Source organism: Pseudomonas sp. JUb52 (assembly GCF_004341115.1).
Classification (GTDB): Bacteria; Pseudomonadota; Gammaproteobacteria; order Pseudomonadales; family Pseudomonadaceae; genus Chryseomonas; species Chryseomonas oryzihabitans.
Genome location: NZ_SLYS01000021.1, coordinates 1 through 18295 on the forward strand (window position 1 = coordinate 1; position 18295 = coordinate 18295).

9 protein-coding genes are annotated in these 18295 nt (G+C 56.5%); all 9 read left to right on the forward strand.

What is annotated here, in order from left to right; translation table 11 throughout:
• Positions 1 to 673 precede the first annotated feature (673 nt).
• The 9 genes from EC839_RS22775 (at position 674) to EC839_RS24370 (ending at position 18293) form a co-directional block, all read left to right on the forward strand.
• Entirely contained in the window at positions 674 to 2773 is a 2100-nt protein-coding gene (locus EC839_RS22775) for an AAA family ATPase (RefSeq protein WP_132833167.1), read from the forward strand.
• An 89-nt stretch (positions 2774 to 2862) separates the two neighbouring features.
• Positions 2863 to 3888: a YafY family protein gene (locus EC839_RS22780; RefSeq protein ID WP_132833168.1), complete on the forward strand. Its 1026-nt coding sequence runs from the start codon at positions 2863 to 2865 to the stop codon at positions 3886 to 3888.
• Positions 3889 to 3932: 44 nt separating this feature from the next.
• Positions 3933 to 4556: a hypothetical protein gene (locus EC839_RS22785; RefSeq protein ID WP_132833169.1), complete on the forward strand. Its 624-nt coding sequence runs from the start codon at positions 3933 to 3935 to the stop codon at positions 4554 to 4556.
• A gap of 16 nt (positions 4557 to 4572) precedes the next feature.
• On the forward strand, positions 4573 to 5229 hold the full coding sequence (locus EC839_RS22790; RefSeq protein ID WP_132833170.1) for a hypothetical protein: 657 nt from the start codon (positions 4573 to 4575) through the stop codon (positions 5227 to 5229).
• Between the two features lie 1357 nt (positions 5230 to 6586).
• Positions 6587 to 10057, forward strand: a complete 3471-nt coding sequence (recC, locus tag EC839_RS22795) for an exodeoxyribonuclease V subunit gamma (protein ID WP_132833171.1) — start codon at positions 6587 to 6589, stop codon at positions 10055 to 10057.
• On the forward strand, positions 10054 to 13728 hold the full coding sequence (recB, locus tag EC839_RS22800; RefSeq protein ID WP_132833172.1) for an exodeoxyribonuclease V subunit beta: 3675 nt from the start codon (positions 10054 to 10056) through the stop codon (positions 13726 to 13728). Before recC ends, recB begins: the two co-directional genes overlap by 4 nt.
• Positions 13725 to 15845, forward strand: coding sequence for an exodeoxyribonuclease V subunit alpha (gene recD, locus EC839_RS22805; RefSeq protein ID WP_132833173.1), 2121 nt, complete (start codon positions 13725 to 13727; stop codon positions 15843 to 15845). The genes recB and recD overlap by 4 nt, the downstream gene beginning before the upstream one ends.
• A gap of 106 nt (positions 15846 to 15951) precedes the next feature.
• Positions 15952 to 17823 (forward strand): hypothetical protein, encoded by a 1872-nt coding sequence (locus EC839_RS22810; protein ID WP_177416785.1) that lies wholly within the window; start codon positions 15952 to 15954, stop codon positions 17821 to 17823.
• On the forward strand, positions 17820 to 18293 hold the full coding sequence (locus EC839_RS24370; RefSeq protein WP_177416787.1) for a hypothetical protein: 474 nt from the start codon (positions 17820 to 17822) through the stop codon (positions 18291 to 18293). Before EC839_RS22810 ends, EC839_RS24370 begins: the two co-directional genes overlap by 4 nt.
• Positions 18294 to 18295: the final 2 nt, after the last annotated feature.

The following is an 18295-nucleotide window of genomic DNA, read 5'->3' on the forward strand; positions in this document are numbered from 1 at the left end:
GCGTAAAGGAACGACGTTGCTTGGTCATCAGACACCTCTCTATGGCGAGCATTCTCGCCCTAAATGGGTGTCCGGAATCAGTAGACCACTACAGAACGTGCTTGGAGGGCATTGAGATTGACTGAGTCCAGGTGCGTAGCCTGATGCGTGAGCTGGGTCTCGTTTCCGAGCTTACAGGTACAAGCGCTCAACCTTGACCCTGCCAGCCAGCGGCGGCGGTCGGTACCCATAAGGCGCGCTGCCGCATGTTGATCGACGACGACCTGAGCTTCCGCTTCAATGACCTGCTTCCCATCGGTGGAGCAGTTAAGGGCGAGGAAAGACGCTGGCAGCGATCATTTTCAGCATCTGCAAGGTCTTGCGCCAGGCGGCGGACAACCCCCGCATGTCCCAGCGCCAGCTAACGTGGTTGGCCAAGCTGTTCGGGGCCGAGCAGGACGATACTTAATCGTGACGCACCGCCGCGGAATCAGCAGGCTTAAGCAGCTAGACAACCGCCGTGTAGAGCACAACCATTCGGCCAGGTGTTGAGGTGTGTGCTGGTGCGCGGCGGGTCGGAAGGCGGGTCAACCTACGCGCGGCAATGGTGGGCTGGCCTTTAGACAGTCGTACGACACAAGATGACGCACCTTTGGCGCATGCTTCAATTCTCAAAAGGGAATTGGAATGCATCATGCTGAAACGCCGTCCAGAATCACGCATCTCGTCTCATGGCCCGCATAGCGACGATACGTGCGAGCTATCTATTAAGTGGGCCTACATGATGCTGTTAGATCTTGGTGGGCGCCGAAACTTTATCCAACGGCATGGTTTAAACGAAGATAGCGTGGCGGCAGAGCTAGGTCTTCAGGATCTTATTGACGAAGATGACTTTGATGCCGGCATGGCGCTGCGCCGACTTCGAAAGGAGCGCAAGGCATTCGATCAAGCCTATCCGGTGGTGAGTTATCCCGATCGCCTGGTACGGAACCTGAAAGCTCTCGCAAGCCTGATTGGGCTCGATGATATCGATCAGCGTCTACTTGGCTTTTGCGTGATGCTGCATAGCGACCCCATCTTAAGCGATGCCGCAGACTTAGTCGGCGCGCTCGGCTTCAACCGCATGCTCAAAAGCCTGTCTGTGCTTCTCGACGTTCCGCAGAAGCGCCTGCAGCCTTATCTATCCAAGGATGGCCGCCTGATGCGTTCGGGCTTGGTCGAAATCAGCGTTGAAAATGCTATTCACGCCACTCTGTCGCATCGGCTTGCCATTAGCAGTCCCGAATTTGTGGGTGCATTGCGCTTTAGCACGGGCACTGCCACTGAGCTGTTTAAACATGCCTTTCGACCTGCTCCGCCAGCCGAGCTCCAAGAAAACGACTTCCCACATGTCGGCGCTTCGCTGGCCATCGCCACACGGTATCTCACCAAGGCTCTGCTGTCCCGCCGCAGCGGAGTAAACATTTTGCTTTACGGCCCACCGGGTACTGGCAAGACGCAGCTGAGCCGGCTGCTAGCTGAAGCGATGGGTGCCACTTTGTACGAGGTCGCATGCAGCGATAGCGATGGTGACCCTATCATGCCCCGGCAACGCCTAAGTGCGCTGCGCTCTGCGATGTGCGTACTGCGGAGCCAGCGCGCGATGGTTGTGCTGGACGAAATCGAAGATATCTTCGAGGCTCAGCCTATCCCGTTTGCCAAATCCAATAAGAGTCAGAAGGGCTGGATCAACCGAGCGCTGGAGGAAAACCCCGTGCCTTGCTTCTGGCTCAGCAACAGTATTGATGCTCTGGATATCGCATACATTCGCCGCTTCGATTTGGTCATCGAACTGCCAAACCCGCCCCGAGCCCAGCGTGAGCGCATCATTAGAAAAGTCAGCGCAGGTAAACTGAGCAGCGCAATGGTTGAGAACCTCGCTGCGCACCAGGACATGACGCCAGCGGTCGTTGCCCGGGCGCTGCGCATTGGCCAGACCCTGCATCCACGCAGTGGCAGGGCGTTGGAAGAGACCGTTCGGTTACTCGCAAACGCCACGCTCAAGGCTCAAGGTTTTCGCAGGCTCGATAGTATCGAGTCCAGCCCGCTCCCTCAGCTCTACTCGACAAGTCTGATAAACACAGATATCGATCTAGACGAGCTAGTCAAAGGCTTGGACAGCAATGCCGCAGCCCGACTGTGTTTTTATGGCCCGCCTGGCACCGGTAAGTCCGCTTTCGGCTTGTGGCTGGCTCGACAGCTCGATCGGCCCCTGATGGTTCAGCGCGTATCTGATCTGGTGACCCCCTATGTAGGGGAGACGGAAAAGAACCTTGCCCAAGCGTTTGCTAGTGCCGATGCCGAACAAGCCGTCTTGCTGTTCGATGAGGTAGACAGCTTCCTCCAAGACCGCAAGAAGGCGCGGCAGAGCTGGGAGATCACTGCGGTTAACGAGATGCTGACGCAGATGGAGAGCTACCGTGGCCTGTTTATCGCTTCTACCAATCTCATGCATGATCTAGACGAGGCATCGATGCGGCGCTTCGATCTTAAAGTCCATTTCGGCTATTTAAAACCGCGGCAAATCGAAACGTTGTTCGCATCACACTTGGATCTGCAGAAGCTCAAGGATCCGGATGGTTCGGCATTGCGAATGCTCCAGGCAGCTAACAATCTCACTGCCGGGGATTTCGCATTGGTAGCGCGGCGATCACGGTTCAAGCCTTTTAGCCGAGCAAACGAGCTTGCTAAGGCACTATTGGCCGAGTGCCGACTAAAGAGCAGCCCCAGCCGGCCGATAGGTTTTGTGCATTGAGAAGCAAGCCTCTTTATGGTGTCAAATTGCTACCATTTAGTTAAAGCATCATGCTTTACCACAGAGTAAATTCCAAAAGGTCGCCCGCTTTGCCTTCCGCCTCGACACGCAGTGCATTGAACCGGCAATGGGAGCTGCTGCGGCTTCTCCCCTCAAAAGCCCCAGGCATCACTTGCGCTGAGCTCGTTATCAGGCTTGATTCGGCTGGTTTCAAAGCCAGCAAGCGCACCGTAGAACGGGACCTTAACGATTTATCCCGCCAGTTCCCTCTTCAATGCAACGACAAGGGCATCCCTTATGGATGGCACTGGGCACCGGGCGCCAGTGTGGATCTGCCTGGCATTAGCTTAAGCGAAGCCGTAAGCCTAGTCTTGGTGGAGGAGAGTATCCGTAAGCTTCTCCCGTCGAGCATGCTCAGAGCGCTGGAGCCTCGCTTTGGGCATGCCAGATGCAAGCTGGAAAGACTTGCGAGCGAAACACAGGCAGCACGCTGGCCGGAGAAAGTGGCGAGCGTACATCCGAATATGAACCTAATCTCGCCACAGATACCCGAGGTCGTCATTGAGCGCCTCCATGAAGCATTGCTTACCGAAAGGCAGGTACGCTGTAGCTACTACTCTGCACACAACGACAAGCTTCGAGAATTGATCCTCAACCCTTTGGCAGTTGTTCAGCGTGGTCCAGTGTCGTATCTGATCGGAACCGCCGAGCCCTATCGGGACATAAGGCAATACGCCGTGCATCGTTTCCAGGACGTTGAGTTGCTTGCCGTACCTGCTTCCGGCGCTGATGCGTTCAGTCTGGATGATTACTTGAAGAGCGATGCGTTGTCCTTCGGCCGACTGGAAAGCATTCAGTTGGTGGCACACGTCACCGAGGGACTAGCGCGACTGATCCGAGAAACACCCCTGGGACCAGACATGACCCTCAATCCCACCGCAGACGGATTCCAGCTCCGGGTCGGAGTCCGTGATACTTGGCAACTGCGTTGGTGGATCTTGTCGATGGGCGACGACATTTTGGTGCAGAGTCCCGAGTCACTCCGTGACGCAATTGCGCAAAAACTGAACGCAGCAGCCAGTCAGTACGATACGTCATACATGATCAACCCGTAATGCTTGGAGCGGCACGCCTAAGTGAAATGTAAGTGAAGGGAGGGGTGGCTTTGAGCTTTGGTCGAATTAAGGAAATATCCAAAAGATATCAAAATAGAGTTAACTCTTTTGAGGCGAAGCATGAGGAACTCCTGCGCATCTTTAAAAATACGCCGTTGAGTAACGACATGGCGGCTTATGAGGAGGCAGTGGAAGAGGCTTATGGGTTGAATGTGCAGGCGGGATGGATTTCTGATTACGGAGAATTCGATCAGTCGGATTACTTTGATCTGCTTATTAAGCAGGATTACAGGGGTAGATCGATCAATAAACTCAAGGATATCCCCGTTGAGCTAAAGGGAAATTTTCCGGATTTCGATGAAGAAGACTTCGCTAGCTATCTGGCAGAGCTAAGGCAGGACTGCCGGTGTGCATACGATGAAATGGCCGAGGTATATGTTGGTTTAGAGAACAGCTTGTCCTCATCCGATTTTCTAGACATGGTTTGGTCTGTGCATGAGGAGATGACCGAACAAAATAGCCTTCAACTTGGCGCGCTTGTCGATAATCTTTGTGATCTATGGGAAGAGTACGTAGGGCTCGCGAAGAGCCTTTTATGCATGGCACATGATTTTGGCGACCTTGATAGAGATCCCAGTTTGATGCGTGCCCTGCTTTTTGATGAGTGATATTTGGAATGCGAGCATGAAAGATTGTTTGGTTTCGGTTTCCGATCACGTTTTTTTTAACGTGGTGACATCTGCGCTTGAGGCTTATAAATTGGCCCACGTTACTGATGGTGGATCCTGTTCTCACGTGGAGACCTTCGGGCATTTATGGGGGTACGCTACGAAAGACGTGCTGGGACTAGCTACTGTATATCGTCTGGTTTGGTCGGACACGTCAACCGCCGTTAAAAGATCAAAGGATTCGGTTACGTTTGACGACGAGGCCTACCAGCTGAAGGAACGTTTTATAGATAGCTTTTTTCCGGAAGTTTCTTATATGGGTGATTTTCACAGCCATCCATATAGCCTAGAGGATGACAAGATCAAAACCGAACTCGAGTTGGAGCGAAAAAAACTTTACCAATTCTCTAAGCCAGACTTCGACTCTGTGCGCCAACTGCAAAATGACGGAGCGAACTACAGAGTCGGCTTGGTTGCGACAGTCTACAGTCGTGACAAGAAAGTAAACAGATCCACAGCTTGGTTAGATGATCAAAGCTGTTTGAGGTTTCAATATGATGAATTGACAATATGGCTGAAGGCTTATGTCTGGTCTGGTGATGCTATTGATGGCTTCCGGAGAAAGACAGATAAAATGGTTCGCCTCATTTGCCCTGCAGTAGGAGCTGTATAATTCTGGAGCAAAGACGCCGTTGCATCGTTTCCAGGATGTTGAGTTGCTTCCATACCTGCCTTCGGCTGAAACCTTCAGCCTGGATGGTTACTTTAAGAGCGATGCGTTGTCTTCGGCCAACTGGACACGAAAAAACTGCTAGCCTCCAGGTTCGCTTCATGCATTCGTTTGAACCATATCGCACAGCGAAGCGTTGACGCATATGGGAAAGGTGTATTCCCAAAAAGAAGAAGCCGACCGGCAGTCCAATAAACTCTGTCTCTTGCTAACGCCAGTGCTGCAGGTACAAGTAGCTAATCGGAGCGAAAATTTAATGCCGCATCCAGAGGGTGACACATGTCGGTGCATATCAGACTTGCTCGCACGGCAAGCGAGGAGGCTCCGGACCAATGGCGTATCGTCATCTGACGCACCAGCGTCTCGGGCGACAGTGCGACAACGAAAGCTGGCTATTGCTGTGGATGGAGTTTCCCGGAGCCTTCAACAGTAAGGAGCTCGTTGCGGCAGCTCCAAGAAACGTCACGAGCTCATCTGTTGCATGGGTCGAATCGTGCGCGACCCATGATGTCGTCATCGAGCGCAAGAATGTTCGCTCTTACGAATGAAGTGTCAATCGTGAGAAATCAAGAAAATACTGCGGCCAAAAAGTGATCTGATTACGGCAGCATGCTGTGCTCTCGCTTACCGTTTCAAACACATAAGATCGTGGAGTGCGGCCTGGCTGCGAACCTTGGCGAGCTGCTTAGGGATAGGTAGATCCGAACCCCATAATTTGCAGGAGCAACTGGTTGGGGACGCGTCCCGAGTGCTTCCAGGATCCAAGGGGAGCGGCAAGCCGGTGCTTCTCTGGTGATGGGGCATAGCTATGAAAACTGATGGAACTTACGAAATCCGGGCTGCGTTGTCGGAGCGCGATAGCCCGACAACAAGGGCGCTTAGGTATTTCGAGTGCGAAAGCTGCGGTTACGAACGCCGGATGATGATTGGGGAAACGCCGCACAGGACTGTCACGATTGAATTGAGCGTCGAAGGCTATCTTCTGAGCAAAGAATATCTGCATCCTGAGGGACTCGGCGAACGACCTGCCGACAAGGCGCTGCGGACCCCGGATCGGGCACGCTGCCCTGTGTGTCTCCTCGACAGCGTTCGCATATGTGGCTATGCCGATGTTTGCTAGCCCGAATCCAGCACAACTTAAAGCCACAGCTATAGGTCGGGTAAAACTGGCTGTTTCTAGGGGCGGGTTCCCGACAGTCAGTCGATCAGGTTTCAAGTCGTAACCATGTCGGATTACAGTGACGAGTTTTTTTTGCAGCTCTGTATCGCGGGCTAGGCGTATATCACTGAGGGAAGCGTTATGCAGGATGCTGAGTCGTTGAAGCCGGGCTTCATGATCGTTCACGGAAATCGTTTGGACGATCTGCGTGAGCTAGCTGTGAATTGGATGCAGCGCTACCCGTTAGCCCCGCTGGAAAATGAAGTCGTACTGGTACACAGCAACGGCATTGCTCAGTGGCTGAAGCTGGCGTTGGCCGACGATCCAGTTAATGGTGGCTGCGGTATCGCAGCAGCACTCGATGTCCAACTTCCTGCGCGTTTCCTTTGGCAGGCCTACAGGTCTGTATTGGGGACCGAGACCACGCCAGAGTCCTCGCCGCTGGACAAGGCGGCACTGAGTTGGCGACTCATGCGCTTGCTACCTCAAGTGCTAAGCAAAACCAATTTCAGCAGCTTGCGGCGATTTCTTCAGGAGGATGGTGATCAGCGCAAGCTCCATCAGCTTTCCGAGCGGCTGGCGGACCTGTTTGATCAGTATCAGGTCTACCGCGCCGATTGGCTGGGGGACTGGGCGGCCGGGCGTGATCAGCTAAAGCATGTCAACGGCGGTGTGAAGCCGCTGGGTCCCGACAACCTGTGGCAAGCGGAGCTGTGGCGTGAAGTTTTGGCGGATGTTGGCGAAGGCGCTCTTGAACAGAGCCGTGCCGGCGTTCACAAGCGTTTTGTCGCACGTCTGCGTAACGCAGGAGAGGCCCCGAATGGTTTACCTCGGCGTGTAGTGGTATTTGGCATTTCGTCCATGCCGGCGCAGGCTCTCGAAGCCTTGGCCATACTCTCACGCTACAGCCAGGTGCTGCTGTGTGTGCACAACCCTTGTCGCCATCACTGGGGCGACATCGTTGCTGACAAGGACTTGCTGGGCCATGTCTATCGCCGTCAGCCAAGCAGAAGTACTTCTATGGCGGCGAGCCAACATGGCCAGCCATTGCTTGCCGCTTGGGGTAAGCAAGGTCGCGACTACATCAATTTGCTCGACCACTATGACGAGCCGACTAGTTATCGACACCTATTCGAAGGCCTGAACGGCGGACGTATCGACCTGTTCAATGACGAGCCACCTTCAAGCCTGCTAGGTCAATTGCAAAGCGACATTCTTGAATTGCGTCCTTTGGCTGAAACCCGCGAAGTATGGGGCCCTGTCGAGGTTGCACAGGATCGTTCGGTACGCTTTCACGTGGTCCACAGTGCGCAACGTGAAGTGGAAGTGCTGCACGATCAGTTGCTTGCTCGCTTCAGTGCCAATCCTGAGCTAAGCCCGCGTGATGTGATTGTGATGGTGCCGGACATCAATGCGTATGCACCGCATATTGAGGCCGTGTTCGGTCAGGTGCCGCGTCATGATCCTCGTTATCTGCCCTTTACCCTGGCCGACCAGGGGCAGCGTGGCCGCCAGCCATTGCTGATCGCCCTCGAGCACTTGCTCAAACTGCCCCATAGCCGCTTCGCCGTCAGCGATATTCTCGACCTGCTGGATGTGCCGGCGCTGCGGGCGCGCTTCGGCATCAAGGAAGCGGATGTGCCGATCCTACAGCGCTGGATCGATGGTGCTGGTGTGCGCTGGGGACTCAATGCGCAACATCGCGAGAGCCTGGACATGCCCGCAGGCCTTGAGCAAAACACCTGGCGTTTCGGGATGCGCCGCATGCTGCTGGGCTACGCAGCCGGCCGAGGGCCCGAGCTGAATGGCATCGAGCCTTACGATGAAGTGTCCGGGCTGGAGGCGGCATTGGCAGGGCCTTTGTTGACCCTGCTCGATCACTTGCAAGTCGCCCGCGAAGACCTGCAGCAGCCAGCCACACCGGTGCTCTGGGTCGAGCGCCTGCAATCGCTGTTGAAGGTGTTCTTCCGTCCGGTGGGGGATGGCGAAGAACTACTGGTCAACCAGTTGCTCCAAGTGCTCGATGACTGGCTTCACACCTGTGAGTCCGCACATTTCAACGAGCCTTTGCCGCTGAGCGTGATGCATGAAACCTGGCTATCCGGCATCGAGGATAGCGGCTTGTCGCAACGTTTTCTCGCCGGTGCGGTGAACTTCTGCACGTTGATGCCGATGCGTGCGATTCCTTTCAAAGTGGTGTGCCTGCTGGGCATGAACGATGGCGATTATCCGCGCCAACAGTCGCCCGTCGATTTCGACCTTATGCGCAACGATTACCGTCCCGGCGATCGCTCGCGCCGCGAAGATGATCGCTACTTGTTACTGGAGGCCTTGTTGTCGGCCCAGGAACAGCTGTATGTCAGTTGGGTTGGCCGCAACATCCGCGACAACAGTGAGCGTGTACCTTCGGTATTGATCGGGCAACTGCGTGATCACCTGTCCAGCGGCTGGCGCTTGGCGCAGCCTGGCAAATTGCTGCATGCCTTGACCCAGGAACACCCGCTACAGCCTTTCAGCGCCGCCTACTTTGCCGACAAGCCGGGGCCGGACGGGCTGTACACTTACTCTCACGAATGGCGTGAGGTGCATGATTCGCCAGATCCGCAGCCTTCGGAAAACCTGTTGCCAGCACTCGCCCAAGACACGCCTTTAACCCTGCGCCAACTGGCCGGGTTTGTGCGCGACCCCGTCGGGGCGTTCTTCCAGCAACGGCTTAAGGTCAACTTCGACAATGACGAATTGACCAGCCGCGACGACGAAACCTTTCAGCTCGACGGCCTTGAGAACTGGCAGCACCAGGAACGGCTCAGCCAGGCGCTCAAGCGTTGGGTTGAAGAGGATTATCAGCCTGAAGGCGCCGGGGCTGAGCTTGATCTGCAGCTTCAGCGTTTGCTGCGCGAAGGCAAGTTGCCGTTGGGTGGCTTCGGCACGTTGAGCGCATCGGCCTTGGCCGAGCCGCTGCCGGATATGCTCGAGCGTTACCACGTGCAGTTGCAGGCGTGGCCGGAGGTCGAGGAGGGCCAAACCGCTGCAACGATGGCCGCTCATGAATCGGCCCCGGGATTGAGTGACTGGCTGGGCGGTATTCGCCGCAATGCCCAAGGTGAGCGTGCCTACTTGCAGCTGGACAGCAAGAAGCTGTGCAACGACGACAGTTGGCGCTGGCACAACCTGGTTCGTCCCTGGGTGCGCCATCTGGCGCTGCAGCTGAGTGAGCCGGGCTGCATCTCAATTCTGGTCAGTTTGAATGGGGACGTGGTGTTCCGGCCAATGGCCTCGCAAGAGGCGCAGACGCAGTTGAAGCCGCTGCTCGAGGCCTGGGTGGCGGGCATGCGTGAACCGCTGCCGGTCGCCTGTAAAAGCGCATTCGCCTGGCTCGAAGAAGCGAAGGAGGGCGGGGAAGACAACAACTCGGCGTTCGAAAAGGCCCGCGAGACGTTCGAGGGCGGGTATATGCGCTCTGGCGAGGCAGACAGCTCCTTCGCCTTGCGCCGTGCGTACGCGGATTTCGACCAACTGTGCGCCTCCGGTCATTTCACCTCATGGGCCAAGCGCCTATATGGCGGCCTGTTCAATCATCTTTCTTCGAGCCGCGCAGGGAGCGACCAATGAATCCGCTGACGCTGAACCCCCTCGACTTTCCTTTGCATGGCAGCCGACTGATTGAAGCGAGTGCCGGTACCGGCAAAACCTTTACGATCGCTTTGTTGTACGTGCGCCTTGTGCTGGGTCATGGAGGCGAGGCCGCCTTCAAGGATCAGCTGACACCTCCGCAGATTCTGGTCGTAACCTTTACTGATGCCGCTACTCAGGAACTGCGCGACCGTATTCGTGCGCGCTTGACCGAAGCGGCGCTGTGCTTCCTGGAGCCTGATCACCAACACGACAATTTGCTGGAGCAACTGCGTGCCGATTACCCGCCGCAGGAATGGCCCAATTGCGCGCGCCGGTTGCAACTGGCAGGTGAGTGGATGGACGAGGCGGCGGTCTCGACCATTCATGGCTGGTGCTATCGGATGTTGCGTGAGCACGCCTTCGACAGTGGCAGCCTGTTTACTCAAACACTGGAAACCGACCAGAGCGAACTGCTGGCGGAGGTGGTCAGGGATTATTGGCGTCGGCATTTCTATGCCTTGTCACCGGCGCTCTCCAAGGTGGTGGCCGATTGCTTCAAAACCCCGACTGATCTACAGAAAGCGCTCAGTCCTCTGCTATCGCGGGCAGACGCGGAGTTCCGGCAGGCAGGGGTATCGATCAGCGCTCCGGCACGATTGGATGCGCTTCTGCAGTCCCCTATCGATTGGGAGCAGCGATGTGTTGCGCTTGAGGACCGTGCCAGAGCTGAGTGGTCGCGAGATGTCGCCGGGATAAATACGCTGCTGCGTGATGTACGAACGAAGTTGAGCGGAAAATCCTATCCAACCAAGACTCCCGAAACTTTCGAGCAGCTACTTGGTGAAATCGCGAAATGGAGCTTGGGGGACGAAGCCTGTGCTCATGTTCGCAAGTGTGGGCAAACCCGGTTCAGTGTGAACAAAGGCGGCGTTGTCAGCGTGCACCCCGCTTTTCAGGCCATCGATACGTGGGTCGATCATCTGGAGTCAAAAACCGAGGTGCGCGCGCAACTGCTGCTGCATGCACTGCGTGAGGTGCAATATTCGTTCAATGCCGAGAAAGTGCGCAGGGCGCAAATCGGTTTCGACGACCTGCTCAATCGCCTTGACCGGGCCTTGCAAGGCCCGTCGGGCCCGCGTCTGGCCGAGACCATTCGCAAGCAGTATCCGGTCGCCCTGATCGATGAATTCCAAGACACTGACCCGGTTCAGTACCGGATTTTTGAAACCATTTACCGCATTCCCGACAACTTGGGTGACTGCGGCCTGTTCATGATTGGCGACCCGAAACAGGCGATCTATTCCTTTCGCGGTGCGGATATTTACACCTACCTTCAGGCGCGACAAGCCACGGCTGGCCGTCACTACACACTGGGAACCAACTATCGTTCCACCAAGGCGATGGTCGAGGCGGCAAACCATTGCTTCCGCTACGCCGAAGCTCAGCCTCGGGGTGCGTTTCGGTTTGCTACGCAAGATCAGGACAACCCGGTACCGTTCATCGGCGTCCATGCCAATGGGCGCGACGATGTGCTGCAGCTCATCGGTACGAATCAAAAGGCCCTCACGTTCTGGCAGCTGAAAACCGAGGGTGTGATCAATAACGCCACCTACTTGCGTAAAGCCGCTGAAGCTTCGGCGTCGGCGATTCAGGCCTGGCTTGATCCCGCTGCAACCCAGCGTTCCGGTTTACTGAAGGGCAACGGTGAATTCGTTGCTCTGAGGCCCGCCGATATCGCCATTCTGGTGCGCAATCGCAACGAGGCCGAAGCCATCCGTAAAGCCCTGGTCCATCGGCAACTGGCCAGCGTCTATCTCTCCGACAGAGACTCGGTCTTTGAAAGCGAAGAGGCCAAGGACCTTTTGTATATCTTGCGTGCGTGCGCTCAACCCGCCAGCGATCGGCTGTTGCGAGCGGCAATGGCGACCCGCAGCGTCGGGCTGACATGGCAGACCCTGGAGCAATTGAATCAGGATGAGCTGTTCTGGGAACAACAGGTTCTGCTGTTCAAGGATTTTCGCGTGTTGTGGCAGCAACAGGGCGTGCTGCCGATGCTGCGAAAACTGCTTGCCACGTTCAAGGTCCCGGCCCGTTTGCTTCTGGAAGACCAGGGGGAGCGTCGCCTGACCAACCTGTTGCATTTGGCCGAGTGGTTGCAGCGCAGCGCCGCCGAACTCGATGGCGAGCATGCGCTGATCCGTCATCTGGCCGAGCAGGTGGATGGCCAGAGCGAAGAAGAAATTCTGCGCCTGGAAAGCGATTCGGACCTGATCAAGGTCATCACCGTGCACAAATCCAAAGGCCTGGAATACCCCTTGGTGCTGCTGCCGTTCGCCTGTAGCGCAAGGGAGGTTGATGGCAAAAGCACAACACCGCCGATGTTTCACGACAACATGGATCTGGTCATCGAGCTGGCCAAAGGTAAACAGGCCGAGACGGCACAAGGGTGTGCCAACGATGAGCGCATAGGCGAAGAAATGCGCCTGCTTTACGTTGCCTTGACCCGAGCCCGTTACGCCACCTGGATCTGCGTAGCGCCCAAGGGATTTAAGACCGGAGGGAAATCGACAGATCTGCATAAGGCAGGCCTCGGTTACATGCTGGCGGGTGAGAAGCCGATAGCCCCAGAGAGTCTGCCCGGCGTGGTCGAGGCACTGGCCAGTGGCTGCCTTGACATTGAGGTATGCGCAGCGCCAGAACCATCGGAAAATGTCCACACGGCACCCACTTCACTACCGGTGGGCCCAGCCTTGCGGCCCTTGCACAAGCTCGCGGCAAATTGGTGGATTGCCAGTTACTCTGCCTTGGTCATTGCCGACGGATATGTCCTGATGGGGGCGGAGCCGGGTATCTGCCTGGAGCCGGCGACCGCGTTGGAAGCCAACTTGCAGGAAGAGGACGAAGCTGAAGCCTTGCCGGTAGGGGCCCCCGGGATTCACGGTTTCCCTCGGGGCGCAGGACCTGGCACCTTTCTCCATGGACTGTTCGAATGGGCCGGTCGCGAAGGTTTCGCCAAGACCGCTGGAGATCCGATCACCCTCCATAACACCGTTGCCCGACGCTGCAACCTGCGCGACTGGGAAACCTGGATCGAGCCACTGTCCGCCTGGCTGGGCAGGTATCTAAATGCACCGCTGCGGTTCAACGGTACCCAATGCAAACTCTCGACCCTGAGCACCTATCAGGTGGAGATGGAGTTCTGGTTTTCCAGCCGGTCGGTGAACGTTAAGCGCCTCGATGCACTGGTGCGTCAATACACGTTGTGTGGTGCACCGCGCCCAGTACTGGCTGCCAACGAGTTGAACGGCATGTTCAAAGGCTTCATCGACCTGACGTTTGAGCATCAAGGTCGCTACTACGTGGCGGACTACAAATCCAACTGGCTGGGCAGCAACGACCTGGCCTACGACGCCGAGGCGATGGTTGCGACGATGCTGGACAAGCGTTACGACCTGCAGCTGTGCCTGTACCTGCTGGCGTTGCATCGTCAGCTCAAGCTGCGTCTTCCTGCTTATGACTACGACCAGCACATGGGCGGGGCGGTGTACCTGTTCGTCCGTGGACACCAGGCGCCCACCCATGGTGTGCATTTCGAACGACCGCCACGGCAGTTGATTGAACAACTGGACCAACTCTTCATGGCCCAACACGCGGAGGTCAGCGCATGAGCCAGACCCTTAAGCAGCTGAGCAACAGCCAGCGCGCCATTGATCACCCGCCGTTGTTCGTTGGCGATGCCGACAGCAGCGAGCTGCTGCATCAACTCGACAATTGGGTGAGCCGAGGCTGGTTGCGCGCACTGGATCGCTCATTCGCCACCTTCATACTTGAACAGGATCCCCAGGCCCAGGCCAGTGTGTTGCTGGCCGCCGCGATGACCAGTTATCAACTGGGTCGCGGCCATACCTGCCTGGATCTGGTCGCTACCCTGCAAGCGCCTGACTTTGTGTTGTCGTTACCTCCTGAAGGGGAGGAGAGCGGCCAATCACCGTCGCAATGGTTGCTGGGCCTGGATGTCGCACAATGGCGCCGGGCGTTATGCTTGAGCACGATGGTGGAGGATCGGGACGAGCCGCAGCGATTTCCGGAGCGGCCGCTGGTGTTGACCGGACAGCGTCTGTACCTGCGTCGTTACTGGAACTATGAACGCAGCATTGCCCAGGCGCTGAGCGCCCGTTTGAGCGTGGGCGCGGTAACACCGGAAAAACTTTCCAGTCGGCTCGATGCCTTGTTCCCTGACACCTTCGAAGTTAACGGTGAACGCCGTAGCGACTGGCAAAAAATTGCCTGTGCTCTGGCGGCACGAGGTAACTTCAGCGTCATCACCGGCGGCCCCGGCACCGGCAAGACCACCTCGGTCGTGCGCTTGCTGGGGCTGTTGCAAACACCGGCCGTGGAGGAAGGGAAGCCGCTGCGAATTCGTCTCGCCGCCCCCACCGGCAAGGCAGCAGCACGCTTGTCCGAATCCATTGGTAAGGCCGTCCGTGCGCTGCCGGTCAGCGCCCCGGTGCAGGAGGCGATCCCGACGGATGTTTCCACATTACACCGTCTGTTGGGGAGTCGACCGGATTCGCGCAACTTCATTCACCACCGGGATAAGCCACTGGAGCTGGATGTATTGGTGGTCGATGAAGCGTCGATGATTGACCTGGAAATGATGGCTTGCCTGCTCGATGCCTTGCCTCGGCAGGCGCGCTTGATCCTGTTGGGTGACAAGGATCAGCTGGCATCGGTGGATGCAGGCTCCGTGTTGGGCGACCTTTGTCGCAACGCTGAAGCCGGCGGCTATAGCGAGCAAACAGTGGCCTGGCTGGAGGCCCACAGTGGCGAGTCGGTCAGCGCTCCGGGGTTGCAAACGGCAGTCGGTGCTGGCGATCCGCTGGCCCAGCAAACCGTCATGCTGCGCTACTCCCGACGCTTCGACGCCCAGCAGGGCATTGGGCGTCTGGCCAAACTGGTCAATGAGAAAAATGCCGACGAAGCACGAAGCCTGCTTGATCAGCAATTGCCTCAGCTGTTCAACCTCAAGTTGCGAGGCGAGCATGATGCCGCACTCACCGAGTTGATTATCAACGGCAAAGGCGATGCGCCTGGTTATCGCCATTACCTTGAGCAGCTACGAGACCAGCGTCCTGCGAAAGACACTCCCTGGGACAGTGCCCTCTGGGCCGGTTGGGCTGGCAAAGTATTGGGCGCATTTGATAAGTTCCGTCTGCTCTGTGCGCTGCGTCGCGGGCCTTGGGGAGTTGCGGGGCTAAATCAGCGAGTAGTCGCTGAATTGAGCCGCTGTGAACTGTTGTCGGCGGATCAAGGCTGGTACGAAGGGCGGCCAGTACTGGTCACCCGAAATGACTACAGTCTGAACTTGATGAATGGTGACATCGGCATCGCCCTATGGGTGTCTGGTCCCTCTGCAGAGCTGATGCTGCGCGTAGCTTTTCCAAGGAATGATGGTAGCGGCGGTATACGTTTCGTGATGCCGAGTCGTCTGGTGGAAGTCGAGACGGTCTTCGCCATGACCGTGCACAAGTCCCAAGGGTCTGAATTCAACCATACGGCGTTGGTGTTGCCCGACGCGTTGAACCCCGTGTTGACCAAGGAGCTGTTGTACACCGCCATCACCCGTGCCAAACGATGGTTCAGCCTGGTCGAAACCAGGCCAAGCGTGTTTGAAGGAGCGGTGAGTCGCAATGTGCAGCGTACCAGTGGGCTGGCGCTGCAATTGCAAGGCGAATTGGCAACACTCCAACACTCCAACGCACTTGAGCAGGTGAGACATTTTTAGCCCGTTGCTGGCTTCAACTGGGGCTCTACCATCACATTTTATAATTCATTGATGGTGGCATTTAGCTGGCGGTACGGCCACGCTATTCGATGACCGCTCGGTAAGTTTGAACTTATGCAATGAAGGTTTTTATCAAAAACGTATGGGCGAGGTCGCCCAAACAAAACAACAAGGGGCATGGGCTGTGGCGGTAGATCTGAGGGATGACGCAAATCTTAGGGCAGCCTGTGAAGCAGTACTGGCCCAGCATCGCGAGCTGGCTTGGTATCAGAACTGGCTGAAAAAGTTGTCGGAGTTCCTGCAAAGAGTTCAAGACGCCGATCAGGATGAGTTTTGTAGCCCTGAGTTTCAGGAGCGACTATGGGAGAGTGAGGACATCACTAAAACCGGCATGGGTACTGTCAACGTATCCGAGGTGGTGACCGATCCTAGCGTTGCCAAATGCCTTTGGAATATTCGGGTATCGCTTAAAGCTGCTGACACTCTCATCCATGAGCAAGTGCTCATGGAAGGCTGGCGGGAGCTGAACCAGCTAGTCGCTCCGCCCCTCGTGCGCCGAAATCCACGGCTCAAAAAGTATCGTTTATTCGCAGCGCTATGCCCGACCGAGCTGACTACGCTCGCTCACTATCCGAAATTGCGCAACTTGGCGTCATTAATAGGGGTAAGCGGCGCGGAGCAGGAAATTTCTCTCCACCGAGGTGTGCTTGAGCGCCTAGACGAAGTTCTGGGCAAACGGGATAAGACACTATCAACACCAATGCTGGAACGCATGACTCTGCCTTGGCTCCTGTACTTGAGATTCGTACAGGAGCACGAAGCTGAAGCTACCGCGATCGCTGATCTCAGCACGGGCCAGGAGCGCCTCAAACCTTTACCCGCGGAGCGCCGCCGCCGCGGGATGCTCGCCATTGGTGGTGGTGTCGCCACTATCAGGGCCATCATTGAGTTCGCCAAAGAGGGATGCAAACGAGAGGATCTGGTTGAGCACATGAGCTCGATCAACCCAAGTCACGCGCCTTCAAGCATCCGAACGCAACTTAACTCACTGATTGCAGAATGGGGTGTACTAAGAGCCCAAGGCGACGATATCCATCTAACACCACGAGGCGAAGGGCTGCTGGAGACAGGCGAGCCAGATGAGGTATCGGATTGGCTGCTGACCCGGGTGCTCGGGGTTGATCACATGCTCCATGCATTGCGTAACCGCCCGATGTCTGCCACTGCCTTGAATGATGTGTTGAGAAAGGTGAACCCCAGATGGACCAGCGACCGAGCCTTGACCAGTCTGACCTTCTGGCTGCGTGCTTTGCAATTGGTCGAAACCAGAGCTGACAAAATGCTGTATCTGACTGAGCTTGGCGATACCTGGGCAGCGCAGATCCACTGGGAGCCACAACCGCTTGCTCCAGAGATAGGGGCTTCTACCGGCAGCGTAGTGCCATCTAATGAAGAGTCCGCGCTGTTCGAGCGTCCCTCGCTGGAAGCCATCCAATATAGTTTCCCTAAAAGCATCGCCTTTCCGATCAGTTTGGTTGCGCGCCTTGATGCCGGTCTCTGGAGCCATCCGCGCCGCCATTTTGCTGTACTCACCGGGCTCAGCGGTGCCGGTAAGACGGTATTGGCTCGGGGATATGCTCTTGCGTTGCAAGATGGCCAAACCCACCGTTCTGAGGGCCTGCTTACTGTCCCGGTCCAGCCGGGTTGGCACGATCCATCTTGCCTGCTGGGTTACGTCAATCCATTAAATTGCGAGAGCTATGTACGTACGGCATTTGTCGACTTTCTGCTTCGGGCCAGTGCCAACTCCGGCCGCCCATATACGGTTGTGCTGGACGAAATGAATCTGTCTCACCCGGAGCAATACTTAGACCCCTGCTTTCGGCCATGGAAACAGGTGGTCACATTGAGCTCCATGCCCAAGACACTGACATCAGCGGTGTGCCGGCAACCATCACGTACCCGAGTAACCTTGTGATCATTGGCACCGTGAATATGGATGAAACGACACATGGTCTGAGCGACAAGGTGCTTGATCGGGCCGCAGTGATCGAGTTCTGGGATATTGATGTTGATGCGTTCCCCGGGTGGGAAACCAGCGCTTTGGCTGAGGCGAAAATTGCCAAAGTGCGCGATACCCTCAAGGGCTTGGTCAAGGCATTGCGCCCGGCACGCCTGCATTTCGGCTGGAGGACCATCCATGATGTCATTGGTTACATTGAGGAGGCCGAACGTCGCGGTGTAATCGATTTCAATGCAGCCTTGGATCAAGCCATCTACGCCAAAGTCTTGCCCAAACTACGCGGTGAAGACATACCTCGGGTCCAGGCCGCTTTTGCGGACACCAGCAGTCTGTTGCAGGAGATGAGGCTGGCAGACTCGGCAGCCAAGGTCGCCGAATTGCACGACGATCTGCGCTCTTTAGGTTCTGCCCGGTTCTGGCGCTGAAA

Coding starts and splice junctions, on each gene's coding strand:
- EC839_RS22775 (WP_132833167.1), top strand. CDS start 674: ATGCTGAAACGCCGTCCAGAATCACGCATCTCGTCTCATGGCCCGCAT.
- recD (WP_132833173.1), top strand. CDS start 13,725: ATGAGCCAGACCCTTAAGCAGCTGAGCAACAGCCAGCGCGCCATTGAT.
- recC (WP_132833171.1), top strand. CDS start 6,587: ATGCAGGATGCTGAGTCGTTGAAGCCGGGCTTCATGATCGTTCACGGA.
- recB (WP_132833172.1), top strand. CDS start 10,054: ATGAATCCGCTGACGCTGAACCCCCTCGACTTTCCTTTGCATGGCAGC.
- EC839_RS22790 (WP_132833170.1), top strand. CDS start 4,573: ATGAAAGATTGTTTGGTTTCGGTTTCCGATCACGTTTTTTTTAACGTG.